15 protein-coding genes and 2 pseudogenes are annotated in these 19,038 nt (G+C 70.3%); 7 read left to right on the top strand and 10 right to left on the bottom strand.

Annotation, left to right across the window (positions count from 1 at the left end; genetic code table 11):
• Positions 1–4: 4 nt before the first annotated feature.
• The 3 genes from KGD87_RS18380 to KGD87_RS18370 all read right to left on the bottom strand — a co-directional run bounded on the left by KGD87_RS18380 (position 5) and on the right by KGD87_RS18370 (position 3,422).
• Positions 5–1,117 (bottom strand): tetratricopeptide repeat protein, encoded by a 1,113-nt coding sequence (locus KGD87_RS18380; RefSeq protein WP_284668655.1) that lies wholly within the window; start codon positions 1,115–1,117, stop codon positions 5–7.
• Between the two features lie 278 nt (positions 1,118–1,395).
• Positions 1,396–2,511, bottom strand: a complete 1,116-nt coding sequence (locus tag KGD87_RS18375; RefSeq protein WP_284661486.1) for an ArsA family ATPase — start codon at positions 2,509–2,511, stop codon at positions 1,396–1,398.
• Positions 2,508–3,422 carry an ArsA family ATPase gene (locus KGD87_RS18370; RefSeq protein ID WP_284661485.1) on the bottom strand — a complete coding sequence of 305 codons (915 nt, stop codon included), beginning with the start codon at positions 3,420–3,422 and terminating at the stop codon, positions 2,508–2,510. The genes KGD87_RS18375 and KGD87_RS18370 overlap by 4 nt, the downstream gene beginning before the upstream one ends.
• A 168-nt stretch (positions 3,423–3,590) precedes the next feature.
• Here KGD87_RS18370 and KGD87_RS18365 point away from each other — a divergent pair, with 168 nt between their 5' ends.
• Together KGD87_RS18365 and KGD87_RS18360 are read left to right on the top strand one after the other, a co-directional pair.
• Complete coding sequence (locus KGD87_RS18365) at positions 3,591–3,896, top strand: hypothetical protein (protein WP_284661484.1); 306 nt, start codon at positions 3,591–3,593, stop codon at positions 3,894–3,896.
• A gap of 24 nt (positions 3,897–3,920) precedes the next feature.
• On the top strand, positions 3,921–4,721 hold the full coding sequence (locus tag KGD87_RS18360; protein ID WP_163783244.1) for a ParA family protein: 801 nt from the start codon (positions 3,921–3,923) through the stop codon (positions 4,719–4,721).
• A 10-nt stretch (positions 4,722–4,731) separates the two neighbouring features.
• On the opposite strand, the gene KGD87_RS18355 is transcribed toward KGD87_RS18360, so the two are convergent.
• Positions 4,732–5,415: a polyhydroxyalkanoate synthesis regulator DNA-binding domain-containing protein gene (locus KGD87_RS18355; protein WP_284661482.1), complete on the bottom strand. Its 684-nt coding sequence runs from the start codon at positions 5,413–5,415 to the stop codon at positions 4,732–4,734.
• Positions 5,416–5,582: 167 nt separating this feature from the next.
• On the opposite strand from KGD87_RS18355, the pseudogene KGD87_RS18350 reads away from it, so the two are divergent.
• From KGD87_RS18350 to KGD87_RS18340, 3 genes and pseudogenes are all read left to right on the top strand, one after another.
• Positions 5,583–5,681: pseudogene (locus KGD87_RS18350) on the top strand (zinc-ribbon domain-containing protein); the annotation flags it as partial.
• Between the two features lie 474 nt (positions 5,682–6,155).
• Complete coding sequence (locus tag KGD87_RS18345; RefSeq protein WP_284668765.1) at positions 6,156–7,712, top strand: hypothetical protein; 1,557 nt, start codon at positions 6,156–6,158, stop codon at positions 7,710–7,712.
• Between the two features lie 6 nt (positions 7,713–7,718).
• Positions 7,719–8,525 carry a hypothetical protein gene (locus KGD87_RS18340; protein WP_284661481.1) on the top strand — a complete coding sequence of 269 codons (807 nt, stop codon included), beginning with the start codon at positions 7,719–7,721 and terminating at the stop codon, positions 8,523–8,525.
• Positions 8,526–8,555: 30 nt separating this feature from the next.
• Here KGD87_RS18340 and KGD87_RS18335 read toward each other — a convergent pair whose 3' ends face one another.
• Positions 8,556–8,783, bottom strand: a complete 228-nt coding sequence (locus KGD87_RS18335) for a twin-arginine translocase TatA/TatE family subunit (protein ID WP_043611634.1) — start codon at positions 8,781–8,783, stop codon at positions 8,556–8,558.
• Positions 8,784–8,895: 112 nt separating this feature from the next.
• Between KGD87_RS18335 and KGD87_RS18330 the strand changes: the two genes are divergently transcribed.
• Positions 8,896–9,621, top strand: coding sequence for a glycerophosphodiester phosphodiesterase (locus KGD87_RS18330; RefSeq protein WP_284661479.1), 726 nt, complete (start codon positions 8,896–8,898; stop codon positions 9,619–9,621).
• A gap of 3 nt (positions 9,622–9,624) precedes the next feature.
• Here the strand turns inward: KGD87_RS18330 and KGD87_RS18325 are convergent, their stop codons facing one another.
• From KGD87_RS18325 to KGD87_RS18315, 3 genes are all read right to left on the bottom strand, one after another.
• Positions 9,625–10,521: a hypothetical protein gene (locus KGD87_RS18325; RefSeq protein WP_284661478.1), complete on the bottom strand. Its 897-nt coding sequence runs from the start codon at positions 10,519–10,521 to the stop codon at positions 9,625–9,627.
• A 158-nt stretch (positions 10,522–10,679) separates the two neighbouring features.
• Positions 10,680–13,904 carry an MXAN_5808 family serine peptidase gene (locus KGD87_RS18320; RefSeq protein ID WP_284661476.1) on the bottom strand — a complete coding sequence of 1,075 codons (3,225 nt, stop codon included), beginning with the start codon at positions 13,902–13,904 and terminating at the stop codon, positions 10,680–10,682.
• Between the two features lie 212 nt (positions 13,905–14,116).
• Positions 14,117–14,935, bottom strand: coding sequence for an EI24 domain-containing protein (locus tag KGD87_RS18315; RefSeq protein WP_350099144.1), 819 nt, complete (start codon positions 14,933–14,935; stop codon positions 14,117–14,119).
• Between the two features lie 58 nt (positions 14,936–14,993).
• Here KGD87_RS18315 and KGD87_RS18310 point away from each other — a divergent pair, with 58 nt between their 5' ends.
• A complete protein-coding gene (locus KGD87_RS18310) occupies positions 14,994–16,331 on the top strand; it encodes a glutamate--cysteine ligase (RefSeq protein WP_284661474.1) in 1,338 nt (445 codons plus the stop codon).
• A 12-nt stretch (positions 16,332–16,343) separates the two neighbouring features.
• On the opposite strand, the gene KGD87_RS18305 is transcribed toward KGD87_RS18310, so the two are convergent.
• Together KGD87_RS18305 and KGD87_RS18300 are read right to left on the bottom strand one after the other, a co-directional pair.
• Entirely contained in the window at positions 16,344–17,012 is a 669-nt protein-coding gene (locus tag KGD87_RS18305) for a hypothetical protein (protein WP_502887942.1), read from the bottom strand.
• A 118-nt stretch (positions 17,013–17,130) separates the two neighbouring features.
• Positions 17,131–18,633: pseudogene (locus tag KGD87_RS18300) on the bottom strand (Hsp70 family protein); the annotation flags it as partial.
• Positions 18,634–19,038: the final 405 nt, after the last annotated feature.

Below are 19,038 nucleotides of genomic sequence, written 5' to 3'. Positions count from 1 at the left end.
GCGCTCAGGTATGGGGCTCGGCCTCGGAGGAAGACGCCGTCGACGCGGGCTCGCCCTCCGCGTCCGCCAGCAGCAGGGCCTTCACCTTGGCCAGGCTCTCACGCGTGCGGTCCACGAAGGTGCTCTGCGAGCCGATGCGCTCGGCCGTCTCCAACGTGCGCTCGTAGATGTTGATGGACTTGGTGAGCAGCACCCGAATCTTCTTCCGCAGCTCCTGCCGGTAGATTTGGGCCTCGCTGGCATCCAGCTCCGCGGGGGCGGGCGAGTTCACCATGTGCTCGTAGAGGTTCTCGTACAGCGAACCAATCTGCGTGCCCGCGGCGGTGGCCCAGTAGCCGTTGCCCACGCGGATGGAGCGCAGGTAGTGGCCCTGCGCGGACAGGAGCAGCTCGGCCTTGTAGTTGAGGTCCTGGGCGAGCGTGTCCGCGCCCTTCGCCGGGTCCAGCTTCACGCCGTCGTAGTGGAGCCGGTACAGCTCGCCGATGAAGAAGTGGGCCTGAGCGGGGAAGTAGTCATCCACCTCGCCCTTGTCCTCCAGGGCGTCATAGGTGGAGAGCGCCTTGCGTAGGGTGACCTCGGCGGTCTCCGGCGAGCCGCTCTCCAACTGGCAGATGCCCTGCTGCACCTGCGCTTCGAGGCGGCGGTTGAGGGGGAGGTCCTCGCGCGCGACGATGATGCCCAGCAGCTTCGAAGCCTGTTCGTAGCGCTCCAGGTGGTAGTCCACCTCCGCCACGCGGAAGGCCGCGTCCAACGCGTCACCCTGGCCCTTGGCCGGGTCCGACAATTCGGAGAAGCGGTGGCCGGCCTCCTCCCACTCCTTGAGGCGCTGGTGAGCCAGGCCCGCGTTGTAGAGCGCCGCGCGGCGGTGGCGGCTGTCAGGGAAGAAGTCCACGAGCCGGCCGAAGTAGCGGGCCGCCTGCTGGAAGTCGTTCGCGGCGAAGGCCGACGTGCCGCCCGCGAAGAGCTCCTCGTCGTTGAGCTTGTCCAGCTCCAGGTCCGCCGTCACCGTCACCGCTTCGAAGTGGAGCTCCTGCTTGGGCGCCTTCGCCTGTGGCTCCTCCCGCGCGACGGAGCCCGTCGTCCGGCACCCGGATACGACAAGGCCCAGCGCGGCCATCCACCACCACCGGCTGACAGGCTTCTGCTTCAGCGCTCTCCCGTTCACCACATCCTCCTCCTGGACCGGCTCCCCCTCCCGGACAGCGCCGGGCGCCGCGGGGTTCCCTGCCCCGTCACCGGGCACGCCAGCTTAATGCGCCCGGCCCGCGCGCGCTTCCCCGGCCGCCTGCTTCCCGCGGACGGCTGGACTGAAGAAGTGCGGCGTTTTCGCACAAGCACCGTGCGAAACAGGGAAACGCGGCGGCGGGCCCGAAGCATGTGGGCCCCTGGCCGGGGTCAGCCGAGTGTCTCGTCGCCCACCAGGTAGCGTCCGGTACGCCACAGGGCGGAGATATCGTGCACATCCATCGCGAAGCGGGGCACCTGGATGATGGGGACCCCCGGACAGGCGGCCTGGAGCTGGGCGATGCCGGTGTGGTCCTGCTCGGCCATGATGTGCTGCTCGCGCAGCGTCTCTTCCACCTTGGCGCGGCGGCTGGGCGTCAGCGTGGCCGCGTCCGCCCACAGCGCCTCCGTGGGCATGGGGTGCACGCGGTTGACCACCAGCGACACGACCTCCATGCGGTGCTGCTTGAGCATCTTGTGGAAGTGGATGGCCTCGTCCATGCGCTCGGGGTGGGGGCTCGTCACCAGCACGAAGCCGGTGTTCGGGTCCTCCAGCAACTGGCGCACGCCCCGGGCGCGCTCGCGAAAGCCCTCGTTGAGCGAGGAGATGGCGAGCATGAAGTTGGAGAGCTCCTGGAGCATCTCCGTGCCGGTGAACCTGGCCAGGCCCCGCATGACGTAGCCGCCGCGGTTGAACAGGGACATCCCCAGCTTGCCGGCCTTGAGCGCCGGGGTGAGGAGCCACTTCGCCGCGTCATTGTCCAGGAAGTCCAGCACCCGGTTGGGCGCGTCCAGGAAGTCCAGCGCGTGCGCGGTGGGCGGCGTGTCCAGGACGATGAGCTCGTAGTTGCTGCTGCGGCGCAGCTCCCACAGCTTCTCCATGGAGATGTATTCCTGGCTGCCCGCCAGGGCCGTGGAGAGCGACTGGTAGAAGCGGTTGGACAGGATGCGCTCGCGCTGCTCGGGCGAGGCGACGCGGGTGATGAGCTCGTCCCACGTCTGCTTCATGTCCAGCATCATCGCGTACAGCGGCGCGCGGGGATTCACGCCCAGCGGCTCCAGCGCGGTGGCGGGGACGGGCGTCTCCGCGTTGCCCAGCGCCGTGAGGCCCAGCGAGTTGGCCAGCCGCCGCGCCGGGTCGATGGTGCACACCAGGCTGGAGCGCCCATCCACTGACGCGCGCAGGGCCAGGGCGGCCGCCGCCGTCGTCTTGCCCACGCCGCCGGAGCCCACGCAGATGAGGACGCGCTTGCCCGCAAGCGCGGGCGACAGGGCCGTCGTGCTCACGCCGCCCCCGTCACGAGAGGTTCGAGGTGCGCCATGACCTGTTCAATCGCCTTGCGCCCGAACTCGGGCGTGAAGAGCCGGGGGACGGGGTAGACGGGCGCATGCAGGTTGCGCTCCAGCTTCGTCCCGGCGAGCACCGCCTGCGCCGCGCGGTCGTGGTGCGCCTGGGCCACGGCGAGCAGCTCCGGATGGCCCCCCAGGGCCTCCAGGTCCGCTTCGGTGAAGCGCTCCGGGAAGGACTGGTTGAGCACCGCCGCGTGCGTGCGCAGGCTCACCTTGTCTCGCAGCGCCGCGTGCAGCTCCAGCGCCTCGTTCACCGGCATCTCCTCGGGGAGCGCCACCAGCACGGCGGCCGTCACCGCCGGGTCCACCAGGAGGTCGCGCATCTTCTGGGCCTCGCGGGCCATGGGCCCCGGCGGCACCGTCTGAATCAGCACCTGCGGCACGCTGAGGAAGGAGATGGCGTGGCCGGTGGCCGGCGCGTCCATGATGACGGTGTCGAACCGCCAGCGCCCGTCCGGGAGCTTCTCCTGCAGGTGGAACATGATTTTCCCCAGCAGCACCAGCTCCTGCAGGGACGGGATGAAGCGGAGGAACTGGCGCACCAGCCGGTTCTCGAAGACCGTCTTGTAGAAGGTCTCGAAGCGGAGAACCATGAGGCCGTACTCGCGCATGGCCTCCTGGGGCCGCACGTTGACGGCCCAGAGGTTCTGCTCCAACTGGGCCACTTCGGGCCCGGCTTCGGGACGCCCCAGGAAGCGGCTGACGCGCTCCTGGGTGTTCACTTCGCACACCAGGGTGCGCTTGCCCGCCCGCGCCGAGCGCAGGGCCAGCGCCGCCGCGACGGTGCTCTTGCCGACTCCGCCCTTGCCGGAGACGATCCACAGGCGCTTGTCGAGTAGTCCGGCCATAGAATGAGAGCGGCGAACCGTAGGAATCGTGTTCACGGGAGTCAACGCGTTTGGCCTCGGCTTGTTGCGCTGCTTGACACGTCGCGTTGCCCCCTCGCAGAGTGCGGCGTTTTCTTCAAGACTTCCAGACGGCCCGGCAGGGCTTTGCTCGCGAGGACGCGTGTTTCCATGCTCAAGAACAACCCGGTGATGAAGAAGCTCGTGGAGACGGGCGAGGAGCGCATCGGCAAGCTGGCGCAGCAGCTGCTGTCGAACGAGAAGTTCGTGTCGGCGGTGCAGACGCTGGTGTCGCGCTCCCTGGCGGCGAAGGGCACCCTGGACAGCGCGCTGCGCACGGCCCTGTCCGCCGCGAACCTGCCGTCCACCGCGGACCTGGAGCAGCTTCGTTCGAAGGTGGACGACCTGGAGCGGCTGCTCTCGTCCGTCGAGGGCAAGGTCGACACGCTGCTGGCGGCGAAGTCCCCGAAGAAGTAGTCCGCGCGTGAGGAGTGCCCAGGCATGAGGCGCATCGCGTTCATCAATGAGAAGGGCGGCACCTGCAAGACGACCCTGGCGGTGAACACCGCCGCCTGGCTGGCCAAGGAGCGCGGCCTGCGGGTGCTGCTGGTGGACCTGGACACGCAGGGCCACGCGGGCAAGGCCCTGGGCGTGGACGTGCGTACCTTGCCTCGCAACGTGTTCCACCTGCTGACGGACGCGTCGGTGCGCTTCGAGGACGTCGTCCAGCGCTCGGCCCTCGAGGGCCTGGACGTGCTGCCCGCCTACAAGGAGATGGCGGACTTTCCCGTCGTGGTGGCCGCGGATGAACGCCGGGCCCACCGGCTGGCGGACCGCCTGCGCGCGGCGGACGCGGCGGGCTATGACGCCATCGTCTTCGACGCGCCGCCCTCCATGGGGACCACCACGCGCAACATCCTGGTGGCCGCCACCGAGGTGGTGGTGCCGGTGGCGCTGACGTACCTGGCGCTGGACGGCTGCGCGGAGGTGGCGGACACCGTGCGCCAGGTGGGCGAGGCGGAGGGGCGGCCGGACCTTCGCGTCACGAAGGTGGTGCCCACGCTATACCGGAAGACGGCGCTGGCCACGGCGATTCTGGAGCGCCTGAAGGCCTACTTCCCGGACGCGCTGGCGGCCACGCCGCTGGGCTACGACGTGAAGGTCGACGAGGCCCAGAGCCACGGGCAGACCATCTGGGAGTACGCGCCGCGCAGCCGGGGCGCACAGATGCTGGCCGCCATCGCCGCGGAGCTGCACGGAGAGCCCGCCCCCAAGCGGAGGCGGGCCTCACAGAAGGCCTGACGCCGCGCGGCTACTCCTGCTTCGGCGGGCTCTTCTGCTGCTCGGCCTGCTCCAGCTTCTTCTCCAGCTCCTCGAGGCGCTGGGTGAGCGAAGCCATGTCGCGGCCCAGCGCGGGCAGGTTGCCGGTGAGGTTCTCCACGACGTGCTTCACGCGCTCGTCGATTCGCCGCTGCCACTCCTCGAAGGCGCGCTGGCTGGCCTTGAGCAGGTCGGCCGGGCTGAGCCCTGCCGCTGCCGCGGCCGCGGCGTCCGCGGTGGTGGTGTCCTCGGTGGTGGCGGCGGGGGCCTCGGGCTCACCCTCTGCCCGGGGGGCGTTCTCGTCCCGGCGCAGGAGCTTGTCGAGTCGGGACTCGGCCTCCTCGCGGATGGAGGCGACTCGCGGGGAGACCTCCTTCTGGATGAACCCGGAGATGGACTCGCCGGGGTGGCGGATGATTTCCCGCAGCACCGACAGCGGCATCTGGTTCTTCTTCTTCTCCTCTTCGAAGATGATCTGCGCGAGGGTGACGGAGGTCAGGTCCTCTTTGGTACGATTGTCGACAATCCGTACCTCGGTGCCCTCCTTGATCATCGCTGCGATCTCATCAAGGGTGACGTACCGGCTCTCCACGGTGTCGTAGAGCTTCCGGTTCGTGTACCGCTTGATGATCTTCGGCTCCTTGCTGGGAGCGTCTGCTTGCTCAGCCTCGCTCATGTGTCTCTCCGCCCCTTTTTGGGCTCGACATCAAGCCACGTGCCCCGCCTGAGTCTCGCAGGGGCGTTTCTCGTAGCAGAGGGGGTGGGGGCGAGCAAGCAACGTGAACCCGGCTCGCCGTGTCCACCCCGTCGTCCTATACTCGTGCTTCCAGCCGGGCCTGCTGAATGATCGTCAAGTGTGAGCGGTGCCAGACGCGGTTCAAGATCCCCGACGAGAAGGTGACCGAGAAGGGGGTCAAGGTCCGCTGCACCAAATGCCAGAACACGTTCCGGGTCACCCGCGAGGCCGCTGCCGGCCCTCCGGGCGAGCCGCCAGCCCCCTCCTCGGGCGGGCAGGTGGACCCTTTCGCTCAATTCGGGGTCGCTCCAGACCCCACGTCCGTGGACGTCACCAAGCCGGGCTACTTCGAGCTGGGAGTCGAGGCGAGCAGGCCGATGCCTGCACGCCCCCCGCCCCATGCGTCGAACTGGAACAGCATGGACGGGGACCTGGGCTCGGAAGACGGTGTCTTTCGGGAGCCCACGCGAATCACGTCGCTGCCGCTGCCTCCCGCCGCGCGTCCGCCCGAAGCGCCGGTGGGGCGCCCGCCACCGCCGGGCGCCTTCGTGGTTCCTGGGACTGAGCGTCCAGGGCGTCCACCCGCCGCGGCGCCCGCGCCCCCCGGTCCGGGGAGCGCACCTGCGCGAGCGGCGGGGGCCCGAGGTGCGGGTGGCCCCGCTGGCATGGAGGACCGCTCCGTGCCTCCTGTCCCCGAGGCTGCCGAAGCCCCCGTGTCCCCGGCGAGCGCTCGCCGAAACGCCGCGCCGCCGGTGGCCGACCCGTTCTCGGAGCTCCTGGGGCCGTCTTCGCCCGCCGAGCCGTCGGCGTCCGCGAAGGCGCTCGGCCGAAGCGCGGTGACGCCGCCGCCAGCGGGCGCGCCCGTGGGAGCCACGGCGCTCGGGACGGTGCGCCCGGGCGCTGCGCCGCCCGTTTATGATGGGGACGATCCGTTCGCGTCCATCGACATCGATGATGCGGCGGCGATGCCGTCGACGGCCACAGGCGCGCCGCCACCGGTGGAGAACGACCCGTTCGCGTCCATCGACATCGACGATGCGGCGGTTCCGTCCGCGGCACCCGGGCTGCCTCGGCCCGTGGGCAGCGACCCGTTCGCATCCATCGACATTCATGGCGCGGGGCCCGCGAAGTCCGCGTTGCCTTCAGCGGGAAGGAGTCCTCTCGCGGCGGTCGACCTCCACGCCTCGGGGCCCGCGAAGCCTTCCAAGGCCGCATCTCCTTCTGCCGGGAGCGACCCGTTCGCGTCCATCGACCTCCACGCCGACGCGCCCGGCAGCGGGCCTGTTCCGGGCGGGAGTGACCCGTTCGCGTCCGTCGACCTCCACGCCGACGCGCCGGCCGCGATGCCGCCTTCCGCGAATCCCCGGGACTTGTTCGACCTGGGCTCGGATGTGGGCGGGCAGGGCGAGGATTCTGGCCTGCTGCCCACGGACACGGGCCGCGCCGCGCTGTTCGGGACCCCGGACGCCTCCGACACCTCCCTGCTTGGCGATGTCCCCCCCACCCTGGATGACGCGGAGGCCTTTGGCGTCACCCTGGGCCGGGTCGGGGCACCCAGCGGCGTCCAGCGCGAGGTGCTGGACATGGACGGGCTGCCGGCGAAGCCCGTGGTCACCGTGGCCAAGCCCACCGCGCGTCCCGAGGACGTGGGCATCCCGCTGAGCCGCCCGTCGAGCCGCCTTCGCAAGGCGCTGGGCGTCACCGTCAACTTCGTGTTGGCCGCGGCCCTGGTGGCCGTGCTGGGCACGGTCGGCCGGGTGTATCTGAGCGATGGCCGGCTGGACGTGTCGGCCCTGTCGCTGGACTCCCTTCGCGCGCTCTTCATGCCCGCGCCGAAGCCGCTCGTGGCCGTGGATGTGACGAACGGGCTGTACGAGACGCGCGAGGGCCCCTCGCTCTTCTACGTCCGAGGGGACGCGGCGAACCGTTCGGACACCGCCGCCCGCATCCGCGTGCGGGCCGCGCTGTACGACGGCAGCCAGCGCGTGGCCTCCGCGGAGGCGCTCGTGGGCGGGGTGCCCACGCCCGAGGAGCTCTACGGCGTGGGGTCGCTCGACGCGGCGGTGGCCCTGCGCCAGCGCGTCGACGAGGCCGCCGTCTCCGTGGCGCCCGGCGCCAAGGCCCCCTTCGTCGTCATCTTCCCCGAGCACCCCTCGGACCCGGGGGGCTACCGGCTGGAGGTGACACTGGAGCCCGAGCGCTCCAAGACGGCGGAGGCCGGCCCCCGGACGGAGTGAGCCACCATGCCCACGCAGGAGGATGCACGGAGGGTCGCGCGCTTCATCCACGCCTTGAGCGGCGGGGCGGAGGTCCGTCGCAAGGCCGCCGCGCGTGAGCTCGCCTGGAGGGATCCGCTCGACTCCAACGAGCTGGTGGGCCACCTCATCGCCCTCTCGCGCGCGGGGTGGGGGCCCGCCTCCTGCGCGTTGTCGGACTTCATGGCCGCGCTGGCGCAGGAGGCCGAGCACATCCCCCACGTGGAGTCGCTGCGGCGGCTCGCGCACGTCCAGTCGCTCGACACCGTGGCGGACCTGTTCGCCCAAGGCCCCGCGAAGCTGGAGATGGACGCGGACGCCGCCGCCCGCGCGGACGCCAACGTCTTCTCCCAGTCGCTCGGGCACCTGAAGCAGCAGGCCCGCCTGACGCGGGATCCGGACACCCTGTCCCGCCTGGCCACCGTCAGCAATCCCACCGTCCTGCGCAACGTGCTCATCAACCCCCGGCTCACCGAGGAGCTGGTGGTCCGCATCGCCGCGCGCCGCCCGGCCCGGCCCGAGCCGCTCATCGAAATCTGGAAGTCACCGCGCTGGTCCGTGCGCCACGCCATCCGGCGCGCGCTCGTCTTCAACCCCTACCTGCCGCCGGAGACGGGCGCGAAAATCGTCCCGCTGCTCAACACCGCGGACTTGAGGGAGCTCGTCTCGAACGCCGCCCTGCATCCCGCCCTGAGGGCCCAGGCCTCCAGGCTGCTCGCCGAAGGCCATGGGGCAGGGCCCGCGCTGGGGCTCGCGCCCGCCTCACGCATCCCCGGACATCGCGGGCACGACTGACGGGCCGCGAAGCCTGGAGAGGGCAGAGGCCTAGCGGCGGCGCGGCTGCTCGGGCTCGGTGAACTCGGCGTCGGTGGTGCTGCGGCGGCCCGGAGGCAGCGGCTTCGCATCCACCAGGTCCTCGCCGCGCGACGCCTTGCGGAACGAGTACACGAACTTGCCCACGGCATTGCCGAGCTGACCCATGCGGGCGGCCGAGAAGACCACCAGCAGGATGAAGCCGAGGACGATGATTTCTCCGAGGCCGAGGCCCAGCATGATGAGGGCACAGTGCAGCAAAGGGCGTGGGGAGGCAAGCCATGCGTCCACCGCCGCACGCCCGGTTGGACTTCTGATGCACGGCGGCGGCCACCCGCGCAGACTGGAGGGCATGCTCCTGCTTGCCCACCGTGGCGCCAGCGCCGACGCCCCCGAGAACACCCTGGAAGCCTTCGCCGAGGCGGCCCGCCAAGGCGCGGATGGTGTGGAACTGGACGCCATGCGCTGCGGCTCGGGCGAGGTCGTCGTCTGTCACGACGAGCGCCTGGAGCGGCTCGCGCGGCTGCCGTGGGAGGTTCGCCTCACCCCGTGGTGGAAGCTCCAGCGGGCCGACGTCGGCTCGCCGCTGGGCTTCGCGCCCGCCCGCATCCCGCTGCTGGAAGAGGTGCTGGAGGCCCTGCCGCCGCAGTTCCTGGTCAACATCGAGCTCAAGTGCGAGCGCGCCGATGACGGAGGCCTGGCGGAGCAGGTGGCGCGGCTGGTGCGCCGGCGCGGGCTGTCGGGCCGGGCCGTCATCTCCAGCTTCAACCCGCTGTGTCTCTTCCGCCTGGCGGCCGCGGCGCCGGAGCTGCGCCGGGGGCTGCTCATCGACCCGGACAAGTCCTGGGCCCTGCAGGCCTACGGGGTGAGCCCGCTCGTGTCGTCACACTCGGTCCACCCCTTCCACGAGGCCTGCACCCCGGAGCGGGTGGCCGCCTGGCGCGCGGCCGGGATGAGCGTGGCGGCGTGGACGGTGGACGACCCCCAGCGCGCCCAGGTCCTGGAGCGGATGGGGGTCAGCTACCTCATCACCAACCGGCCGGGGGCGGTCCGTCAGGCCCTGCACCCCGCCGCGTAGCGCTCAGAAGTCCAGGCCGAGCGTGGTGTTGAAGGCGAAGACGGCTGGCAGGCCCCGGTCCACGGTGCCGCCGTTCTCCTCGTAGGAGACGCTGCCGGTGCGCGTCAGCGACAGCTCGGCGCCCAGTTGGAGCACGCCGCCGATGAAGCGCACGCCGCCGTAGATGCGCTGGTTGATGTTGCTGCCGAAGGACACCTTCCGGTACGCGGCCGTGTCGACCAGCGCTTCACGCGAGTCGTCACCCGTCGAGTCGTCGAAGCTGCGGTCCGGGTTGAAGTCGATGCGGCTGGACGTCGCGCCGACGAAGCCCAGGTCCAGGCCGCCGTAGGGCGTCAGCGTCACCATGCCGCCCAGCGGGAACTGCTTGCCCACGCCGAAGTCCAGGCCCATGACGGTGAGGCCCAGATCCCGGGCGCCGAACAGCTTCGTCACGTGTCCGCGCACGCCGAAGTCGGGCAGGTAGGTGAAGCCCTCGTTGGCGGCCCACTTCACCTCGCCGGTGGCCACCACCTGGCTGCTCTTCTCCACCCAGCCCACGCGCCCGCCCAGCTCCAGCGAGAAGGGCAGGCCCTTGCGCGCGTGGAAGGAGGGGATGAGCACCGTGGAGGGCTGGTCGTTCTGCGTGGGGATGTTCACGCTGCCGGGCAGCGACACCACGGAGAGCTCCGCGTTGACGGCCCAGGCCGAGTGGCCTGTCGTCTCCGGTGGCATCAGGTTCACGGAGGTGATGGCCGCGCCCATGATGCGGGCGAAGGCCTGGAAATCCGCGTCGGCGGACGCCACTGGGTTGTCGCCCGTGGGGTTGCCGAACCGTGCGACCTGCAGGTCATTGGGCGCAGCGACAACGGACGCGCCTGACGCCCAGGCCGCGAGGGCCACCCACCGACTGAACGTCCGCATTCGAGTCACCGCCTCCAGGGCGCGCGACCGGCCGGTAAGGCGCCCACCGCGCCGGACGCTAACGCCTGCCCGCGACGAGCGTCAACAAAACGGGCGGCCTCTCCCGCGGGAAAGGCCGCCCGGAAGGAGGCGGCGCGCCACAGGTGGGCGCGGGGCGCCTACCGCGGCTGCGGCTTGCTGGAGGGGCTGCCGGTGGGCGTGGCCATCTTCTGGGCGACCTCGGCCGGGCGGCGGCGGATGACCAGCGTGCGGCGGCTGGCGAAGTCGTTGTCCTCGCGCGCCACCACCAGCACGTTGTTGTTGCCCTCCTTCAGCGCGAACTCGGTGGAGAACTTCAGCGTGTTCGGCTCGGCGCCCTGGGGGTCCACGCCCTTGAAGTAGACCTTCTGGTCGTTCACCAGCACGTAGACGTCCAGCAGCCCGTGGGGGTCCGTCACCACGCCGGAGAGCGTGAACTTGTCCCCGTTGGCCACCAGGCCGCCAGCGGCCGGATCCACGTCCAGTCGGATGTCGGGCGGGCGGTGGTTGGTGACCAGGGTGGCCTTCGGCGCGGTGGCCTTGCCCGTCTTCAGCTCCTTCGCGTCCTGGCTGCGCACGAAGGCGAAGCGGTCCTTCTCCAGCGCCACGCGGTAGTAGCCCTTGGTGACCGCCTCGGCGGGCAGCACCGTCGTCCCGCTCAGCTTCGCCACCGCGCGCGCGCCCTGCGCGGGGGCGCCATACAGGTCCACCTTGTCGCCCAGGCGGACAAAGCCCTTCTTCGGCTCCATCGTGGCGACCGCGGCGTCGGTGACGGGCAGCTCCAGCTTCTCCATCACGAACTCCTCGAGCGGCTCGTCGATGATGGCCAGCTTCAGCGGGAAGGTGTTGCCCTTGAAGCCCTTCTTCACCTCCAACTGGAAGCGCGCCGTCTTCGTCTCACCGGGCTTCAGCTCGCCCAGCTTGAAGCGGCCCTTCTCGATGAAGACGTTGGCGTCGCCGCCATTCTTGATTTGCGTGAACGAGTCGAGCGCCGTGCCGGTGCCCGCGTTCGTCACGTCCAGCAGCACGGCGACCGACTCCCCGCGCTGCACGGTGCCGTCGCCGTTGCAGGCGGCGCAGTCGTCGATGACCTGCCAGTTGAAGGCGAAGGCGGGGCGGGGCAGCTCCACGAAGTTGAGCTCGGCCACCCGCGTCTCCGGCAGGGCGCCGTGGTCATCGAAGAAGCGCACCGTCACGTCGTCGCGGCGGCTGGTGAGGTCCTTGGGCAGGCGCACCTTCACCTTCCACGTCTTCTTCTCACCCGGCGCCAGCGCGCCGAAGAGGAACTCGCGGCGGTCCAGGAAGGCGTTGTCGCTCTCCGTCCAGGCGCGCACGCGCTTGAGCGGCTCGGTGCCGCGGTTCTCCGCGGTCAGCGCCATCTCCATCACCTCGCCCGCGGCAATCTTCGCGTCCGGGCCCGGCGTCAGCGCCACGGCCATCTGCACGTTCTTCGGCGTGGGGCCCGCGCTCCAGTCCACGCCCAGCGCGGCGATGGCGGCGTTGATGCGGGACTCTTCCTCGGCGCGCTTCTGGTGGATGAACGCCTTGCCCTGCTTGAGCTGCTCCTTGCGCGTGGTGGCCGGAGCGCGCAGCACGAAGTCGCGGGCGAACTTGACCTCGAAGTCCTCCTTGATCTCCTCCTGGGACTCGGCGTCGAGCTGGTCGTCCAGGTCCTCACCCATGCCGGCCACGTCCACGTCCAGCAGCGGGTCCTTCTCCCCGTGCTTCTTGTCGTTGGCGGCCGTCTTCGGCGCGCTCTTGCTCTCTTCCTTCGGGGCGGCGGCCTGGGCCTGCTTCTCGTCCACCTTCAGGTACTTGAGGCTCTCCAGCGGCTTCTCGCGGTTGAGCACGTCCTCGCGCTTCTTGGCGACGGTGCTGGAGTCCGGGTTTCCGAAGTGCTGGTCCAGGTCGGCCTCGCCCATGGAGCGGCGCGGCGCGAACACGTCCACGCGCTCGTCGGTGGCGCGGGTGGGGACCAGCTGGATGTCCGGGACGATGCCGACCTCCTGGATGGAGACGTCGCCCGGCGTGAGGTACTTGGCGATGGTCAGCTTCAGCGCGCTGTCATCCGGGAAGTCGTACAGCACCTGCACGCTGCCCTTGCCGAACGTCTGGCGGCCAATGATGGTCGCGCGGTCGAGGTTCTTCAGCGCGCCGGCGACGATTTCGGACGCGGAGGCGCTGCCGGCGTTGACCAGCACGGCGATGGGGTAGTTGTCCTCGCCGTCCATGGCGCGCGCGCGCTTCTCCTCGCGCAGCTTGTCGGACAGGCCCACCGTCGCGACGATGGTGCCGCTGGACAGGAACGTGTCGGACACCTGGATGGCCTGCTCCAGGAGGCCGCCCGGGTTGCCGCGCATGTCGAGCACCAGGCCCTTGAAGCCGCCCTTCGCGTCCGCCTGCTTGCGCAGCTGCGTGAGCGCCGCCTCGAGGTCGCGGGTGGTGTTGCCCTGGAAGTTCTTCAGGCGGATGTAGCCCACGTTGTTGGAGAGCATCTTGTGCTGCACGCTCTCGATGGAAATCATGGCGCGCGAGAGCGTCATGATGCGGGCCTTGTCCCAGCCGTCGCGCTCCACGGTAATCGTGATGCGGCTGTCCACCGGGCCGCGCAGCTTCGACACGGCCTCGTTGAGGTCCATGTTGACGGTGGACTCCTCGCCAATCTTCTTGATGCGGTCATCCTTCTGGATGCCGGCGCGGTGCGCGGGCGTCTTCGGAATCACCTTGACCACGGTGAGGTTGCCCTCGCGCATCTGGATGACGAAGCCCAGGCCGCCGAACTCACCCTTGGTGGACAGCTTCATCTCCCGGTACAGCTCCGGGCGCAGCAGCACCGAGTGCGGATCCAACGTGGACAGCATGCCGTTGACGGCCGCGTACTCCACGTCGCGCGTGTCCTCGATGGGCCGCATGTTCTTCGACAGGAAGTCGAAGACGTCCTTGAGCGCGAAGGACATCTTCCACAGCGAGTCCACGTGGGCGATGTCGAACTCGCGCTGCTTGCCGTTCACGTTGACGTTGAGCTTGCCCGTCTCCGCGTTGCCATCCACGAGCACGTCGGGGACGCTCTTCTCGACGTACTCCAGCGAGGCGATCATCATCTCCTTCGGCCTCACCCGCTTCGGGTCGACGTAGTTCTCCTTCACGTACAGGATGACCTTCGTCAGGACGCGCAGGCTGTTGAGGTCGTGCGGGGCCTTCTCTCCTTTGGCGGCGGGAAGGCTGCCGTTCCACGAGCCTGGCCCGGCCTCGGCTGCCCCCATGGTCAGCGGCAAGGGAGCCCGGTCACTGCCCACCAGGGCCCAGGCGCCGAGGAGCACGGCAACGGCTGTGATGCGGCGGAGGAAACGCGGCATTTGGTTCATCCAAGCTGGGGCGCTGTCCGGCACCCCGGGTGTGGCGAGAAGCCTTGAGATTTCGACCGGTTATACCGAGTAGACGAACACTGTAAGCGGCCGGGCAAGCCTAATCACGGGCTCCAGGTGCTTCAAGGCATCGCCTCTCTGCTGGTGAAGCAGAACGTCCCTGGTGGGCATTGCGTTCCCGGTACCCCCGTTTGGACACCCGGCTCGGACGTTTATTTCAACGCAGCGGTAGTGGGCTCTCCAGGAGGGGGCGCCAGCAGCCGGGCCTCGCGCAGCCCGCCATAGAGCAGGGTGCCGGCGACGATGGCCACGGGCAGGAAGAAGGCGTTGAGGATGGGGATCCAGAGCAGCACGTAGATGCCCGCGCCCAGGCCCAGGCACAGCGCTCGGCGCTCACGCAGCATCCGGCGCACCTCGGTGAAGGGATACAGGTGACGCGTCATGGGGGCGGCCAGGTGCTCACCCGCCATCCACGTCATGGTGTACAGGCTGGCGAGGACCGTCCACAGCACGCTGCCCACCCCCGGTATCAGGTGGAGGGGCAGGAGCACGGCCAGGCCCGCGAGGAGGAAGAACAGCCGCGCGAGCGTATGGGCGATGCCGGTGACGAGCCCCCGGAGGAAACCCGCCACGGTGAAGGACGCGCCCGAGCCGCCACCCCAGGTCGCTTCGGTCAGCTCGGACAGGGGGTCCTGAAGCGGGGCCAGCAGCAGCGGCGGCAGCACGTTGGCGCCCACGACCCAGAGCACCAGGCCGGACAACACCAGGACCGTGGTCCACGCGGCCCGGCCGTACCAGCTCTCCGGGCGGGTCCAGACGGATTCCAGGGCGCCGGGGGCGTAGCGCCACAACAGCCAGACGAGCCCCACCAGGGCGGCGGCGGTGACGGCGGCACAGAGGGCGGACAGGAGGAACAGCCGGCGGTCGCGCAGGATGAGGGAGACGGCCCGGCCGAGGAGGCCCATCCCCTGGAAGAAATCCGACAGGCGGGGTTGGGGAGAGATGGGGGGGAGGGTGGAATGTGGGCTCATAAGGGCCAGTGCGCAAATCCGGGCGGGTCTGAAGGTCTAGGTTATATAGGGCGCGCCCATGTCACTCGACCTCAAGCGCGCGGCCTCAGAGCCCATCTCCTCCGTCGACATGCTGTTGGCTGGATTCCGAGCCGCCGAGAAGCCCCGTGGAATGCACCGTCTGGGGCTCGAGCATGAGAAGTTCCTCTACCCGGCCGGCGCCGCGGAGCCCCCCACCTATGAAGGTGAGCGGGGCGTGGGCGCGCTGCTGCACCGGGTGGCCTCGGCGGGCTACACGCCGTTCCGGGAGACGCCGGAGTCGCCCGTCATCGCGCTGCAGCGCGGCGGCGCCACCATCTCCCTGGAGCCTGGCGGCCAGGTGGAGCTGTCCGGGAGCCCCTTCGTCACCGCGCGCGAGGCGCACGCGGAGAACCTGACGCACCTGTCGGAGGTGTCCTCCGCCGCGAAGGAACTGGGCTTGCGGCTCGTCTTCCTGGGCTACCGCCCGTTTGGCACGACGGCGCAGATGCCGTGGATGCCGAAGACGCGCTACCTCATCATGCGCCGCACGCTGCCGGAGCGCGGCCGGCTGGCGCTGAACATGATGTTGATGACGTCCACCGGCCAGGTGTCCCTGGACTGGGCGGACGAGGCGGACTGTGTCCGCAAGACGGTGGTGGTGGCGCGGCTCGCCCCGCTGATGAACGCGCTGTACGCCAACAGCCCGTTGGTGGAGGGCAAGCCGTCGGGTTACCTGTCCTTCCGCAACCGCGTCTGGGACGAGGTGGACCCCACGCGCTGTGGTTACCTGCCCGCGTTCTTCGACGGCTCGTTCTCGTACCGCGCCTATGTGGAGTGGGCGCTGGACGCGCCGCTGCTCTTCCTGCGGCGCAACAACGAGTACCTGTATCCGAAGCTGTCCTTCCGGCAGTTGATGAAGGAGGGCTTCGAGGGCAAGCCGCCCGACCTGAACGACTGGACGGACCACCTGTCCACGCTCTTCCCCGAGGTGCGGCTGAAGACGGTGGTCGAGGTGCGCGGCGCGGACTGCGTGAGTCCGGCGATGACGGGGGCGCTGGCCGCCCTCTGGCGCGGCATCCTGTACGACGCCACCGCCCTGGAGGAGGCCGAGCGCCTGCTCCCGAAGCTGACCTACGCCGAGCACCTGGCCTTCCATGACACGGCGCGGCGCGAGGGCCTGGGCGGCCGGCTGGGTTCGCGGGAGCTGCACCGCCTGGCGGCGGAAATGTTGGCCATCTCCCGCCGGGGGCTGATGCGGCTGGATGCGCAGGATGCGCCCCTGTTGGACGCGCTGGACGCGGTGGCCGAGTCGGGGCGCTCGCCCGCGGTGGCGGTGCTCGAGGCGTGGGAGAAGAATCCCCGCCCCGAGGCGCTGCTGGACGGCTTCGGCCTGTGACGTGGGGGCGGGCTAGAACTGCCCGCCAATCATCACGTTGCCGTTGAAGAGGCTGCCCTTCTCGTCAGCGTTGGTGACGGGGTTTTGGACGAGGCCCTCCCCGCCGACGAGCCGGTACGTGGCGCGCGCGCCGGCCACCAGGTTGCCGAAGCGGTAGTCCAGGCCCGCGGCCAGCGGGAGCTCCGTCTGCCAGTCGTTGTTGTAGAAGTTGTCCGCGCCGTCCGACGGGTTGAGGTAGCTCAGTCCGACGCCCGCGCCGACGAAGGGGCGCCACTTCTCGTCGATGAGCGGTCCCGCCTTGGCGAGCAGGGTGGCGTTGTGGCGCCAGATGCCCTCGCCATCACCGTTGTCGGGCAGGCGCGCGTCATCAATGGGGAGGCGCTGGCCTTCGTAGCCCACCTCGACGCCGCCGTACTGCCAGGGATAGGCGCTGGCGGTGATGCCCAAGAGCGGGCCCACCTTGGTGTTGCTGCCAAGGTCTCCGGTGAAGTTGCCAAGCCCCAACCGGACGTCGACGCCCACCAGCGGCTGCTCATTGACGCGCAGTCGCTCGCCCACCTGCTGTGCCTCGATGGCGAAGGCAGGTCCCGCCATGCCCAGCGCCGCCGTGGCGACTCCACCCACAATCGAACGTCGCATCGCATTCCTCCCCGGGAAAACAGTCACCGGAAAGCTGGCCATCTGTCGCCACGGTTGCAGAGAGAGCCACAGGGACGCACGGTGGCCTGGATGGCCGCGGGTGCATCGGCCCACGGGGCGAAGGACGCCGTGACTCGTGCGCGGACGGGCGAGGAGGAGCTCAGCGGCGGCCGAAGAGCTTCTTCAGTCCGGACAGCACGCCACCCTGGCGCCGCTCCGGCTCGGGGATGAGCGGCGAGCGGGCGATGAGCGCGTCGAAGGCCGCGTCGTCCAGGTGCTCCGTGGCCAGGGACACCGCGTGCCGCTTCACGCCGGGCAGGGTGGCTTCGAGCGACAGGGCCCCATCCACCGAGAGCGCGAGGTGCAGCTCCACCTCCCCCGCGCGCTCCACGTTGAGGGTGAGCTGGCCAAGGTACTCGGCGTCGGCGGCCTGCGTGGCGGCCCCCTGGAAGACGGCCAGTTCGAGCGGCCCCGGCGCGGTGGGAAGCACCAGCGTCTTGGTGGCGGGCAGGCGGGTGTTCCGTTCGAGGACGCGGCGCAAGGTGCCGCCGCGCTCGGCGACGGAGAGCGGCGAGGAGAGCACCTCTGAGACGGTGGCCGCGGGCTTTCCGGCCTCGGCGAGCAGGAGCCCCTGACCAAGCAGCGCGGCACCCAGGGCCACGCTGCCCCGCGCGTCCACGTCGTCGCGCACGCTCACGCCTAGGCTCTCTTCGAGCCGGCGGCGGACCAGGGGCGCGGCGCTCTGCCCGCCGACGAGGAGCACCGCGTCCAGCCCCTGAGGGGAGAGCGCGTTGGATTCGAGCACGTCGCGGACCACGGTGGTGACGCGCTGAGCGAGGTCGGCGGTGAGGGCCTCCACGCGCTCCCGGTTGAGGGGGGGCACGGTGCCCGAGGGGAGGGTGACGTCGACCTGCTCCCGACTGGAGAGGGCCACCTTCGCGGACTCGGCGGCGGTGCGCAGGGGGGCCCAGTCGAGGGGATGGTCCGGCTTGGGCACGCCTTGTTCGGAGAGGTCGCTGGCGATGGCTTCGGCGATGCGTGCATCGAAGTCCATGCCGCCGAGGGTGGCGTCGCCCCCGGTGGTGATGACCTCGAGGTCATCGCCTGTGACTTGCACCACGCAGACCTGAAGCCCGCCGCCACCCAGGTCCACGACGAGCACCCGCTTTCGCGCGAGCCCCCGGCCATGGGCATACGCGAGCGCCGCCGCCGCGGGGGCGATGAGGATGCGCTGGGCATCGAGCCCCGCGAGCGTGGCGGCTTCGCGAAGGGCCGCGCACTGGCGGTCGGTGTAATGCGTGGGGGCGCAGAGGACGGCGCGGGTTGCCTTGCGGCCGAGGTGCGCCGCGGCGGCCTGCTTCAGCTCGCGAAGCATCATGGCCGTGAAGAGGGTCGGCGAGATGACGCGGCCCCGGACCTCCACGGCGGCGTCCCCATTCGCGTCGGTGGTGACGGGGTAGGGGAGCAACGGGGCGAGCCAGCGGAGCTGAGGCGAACGCGGCTTCAGGCCCAGCAGTCGCTTGAGGCCGGAGATGGAACGGCGGGGGGCGCGTTGGCCTTCCGTCTGAGCCGCGGCGCCGACGACGAGGTCGCCGGTACCATTCACAGCGATGAGTGCGGGAAGGTCCGTGGTGTTGGTGCCGGGGAGGGGGATGAGCTTGGGCATCCCGTCCTGGACGATGGCGACGCGCGCATGGGAGGTGCCCAGGTCGATGCCCAGCACGACCTCGGGGAGCGCGGGCGTCGAGGCCGGCTGAGGAAGGGGAACTTCGAGCAGGGCACGGCGGCGGTTGCGTGGCACGTCCGCGTCCTGGGGGACGGGGGGCGTGGGCTCGGATTCGGTACGGGCTGGGGCTGCTTCCGTGGCGGCCCCGGTGGGCGCGGCGCTCGCTTCCGAGTTGGACAGAGACGCTTCATCCGAGGCCGGGCTGGGAGGCGTGCTTTCGGGAGCGGGCGGCTCGGTGGTCGCGTGTGTCGGCGCTGGGGGTGGACTCGACTCGACCGTGGGGGCTGCACTGGTTGGTGCCTGGGCCGAAGTGTCACGTGATGCGGAGGCGTCCTGCGAAGG

The organism is Myxococcus sp. SDU36, from assembly GCF_030168875.1.
In the GTDB taxonomy this organism is placed as follows: domain Bacteria; phylum Myxococcota; class Myxococcia; order Myxococcales; family Myxococcaceae; genus Myxococcus; species Myxococcus vastator.
Note: the sequence above shows the minus strand (reverse complement) of the source record. Positions and strands in the feature narration are given on the sequence as shown.

Bases quoted from the DNA above. Each gene is read 5' to 3' on its own strand.
- KGD87_RS18310 (WP_284661474.1), top strand. From the start codon at position 14,994: ATGTCACTCGACCTCAAGCGCGCGGCCTCAGAGCCCATCTCCTCCGTC.
- KGD87_RS18330 (WP_284661479.1), top strand. From the start codon at position 8,896: ATGCTCCTGCTTGCCCACCGTGGCGCCAGCGCCGACGCCCCCGAGAAC.
- KGD87_RS18360 (WP_163783244.1), top strand. From the start codon at position 3,921: ATGAGGCGCATCGCGTTCATCAATGAGAAGGGCGGCACCTGCAAGACG.
- KGD87_RS18370 (WP_284661485.1), bottom strand. From the start codon at position 3,422: ATGGCCGGACTACTCGACAAGCGCCTGTGGATCGTCTCCGGCAAGGGC.
- KGD87_RS18355 (WP_284661482.1), bottom strand. From the start codon at position 5,415: ATGAGCGAGGCTGAGCAAGCAGACGCTCCCAGCAAGGAGCCGAAGATC.
- KGD87_RS18365 (WP_284661484.1), top strand. From the start codon at position 3,591: ATGCTCAAGAACAACCCGGTGATGAAGAAGCTCGTGGAGACGGGCGAG.
- KGD87_RS18380 (WP_284668655.1), bottom strand. From the start codon at position 1,117: ATGGCCGCGCTGGGCCTTGTCGTATCCGGGTGCCGGACGACGGGCTCC.
- KGD87_RS18320 (WP_284661476.1), bottom strand. From the start codon at position 13,904: ATGAACCAAATGCCGCGTTTCCTCCGCCGCATCACAGCCGTTGCCGTG.
- KGD87_RS18325 (WP_284661478.1), bottom strand. From the start codon at position 10,521: ATGCGGACGTTCAGTCGGTGGGTGGCCCTCGCGGCCTGGGCGTCAGGC.
- KGD87_RS18340 (WP_284661481.1), top strand. From the start codon at position 7,719: ATGCCCACGCAGGAGGATGCACGGAGGGTCGCGCGCTTCATCCACGCC.
- KGD87_RS18305 (WP_502887942.1), bottom strand. From the start codon at position 17,012: ATGGCCAGCTTTCCGGTGACTGTTTTCCCGGGGAGGAATGCGATGCGA.
- KGD87_RS18315 (WP_350099144.1), bottom strand. From the start codon at position 14,935: ATGAGCCCACATTCCACCCTCCCCCCCATCTCTCCCCAACCCCGCCTG.
- KGD87_RS18335 (WP_043611634.1), bottom strand. From the start codon at position 8,783: ATGCTGGGCCTCGGCCTCGGAGAAATCATCGTCCTCGGCTTCATCCTG.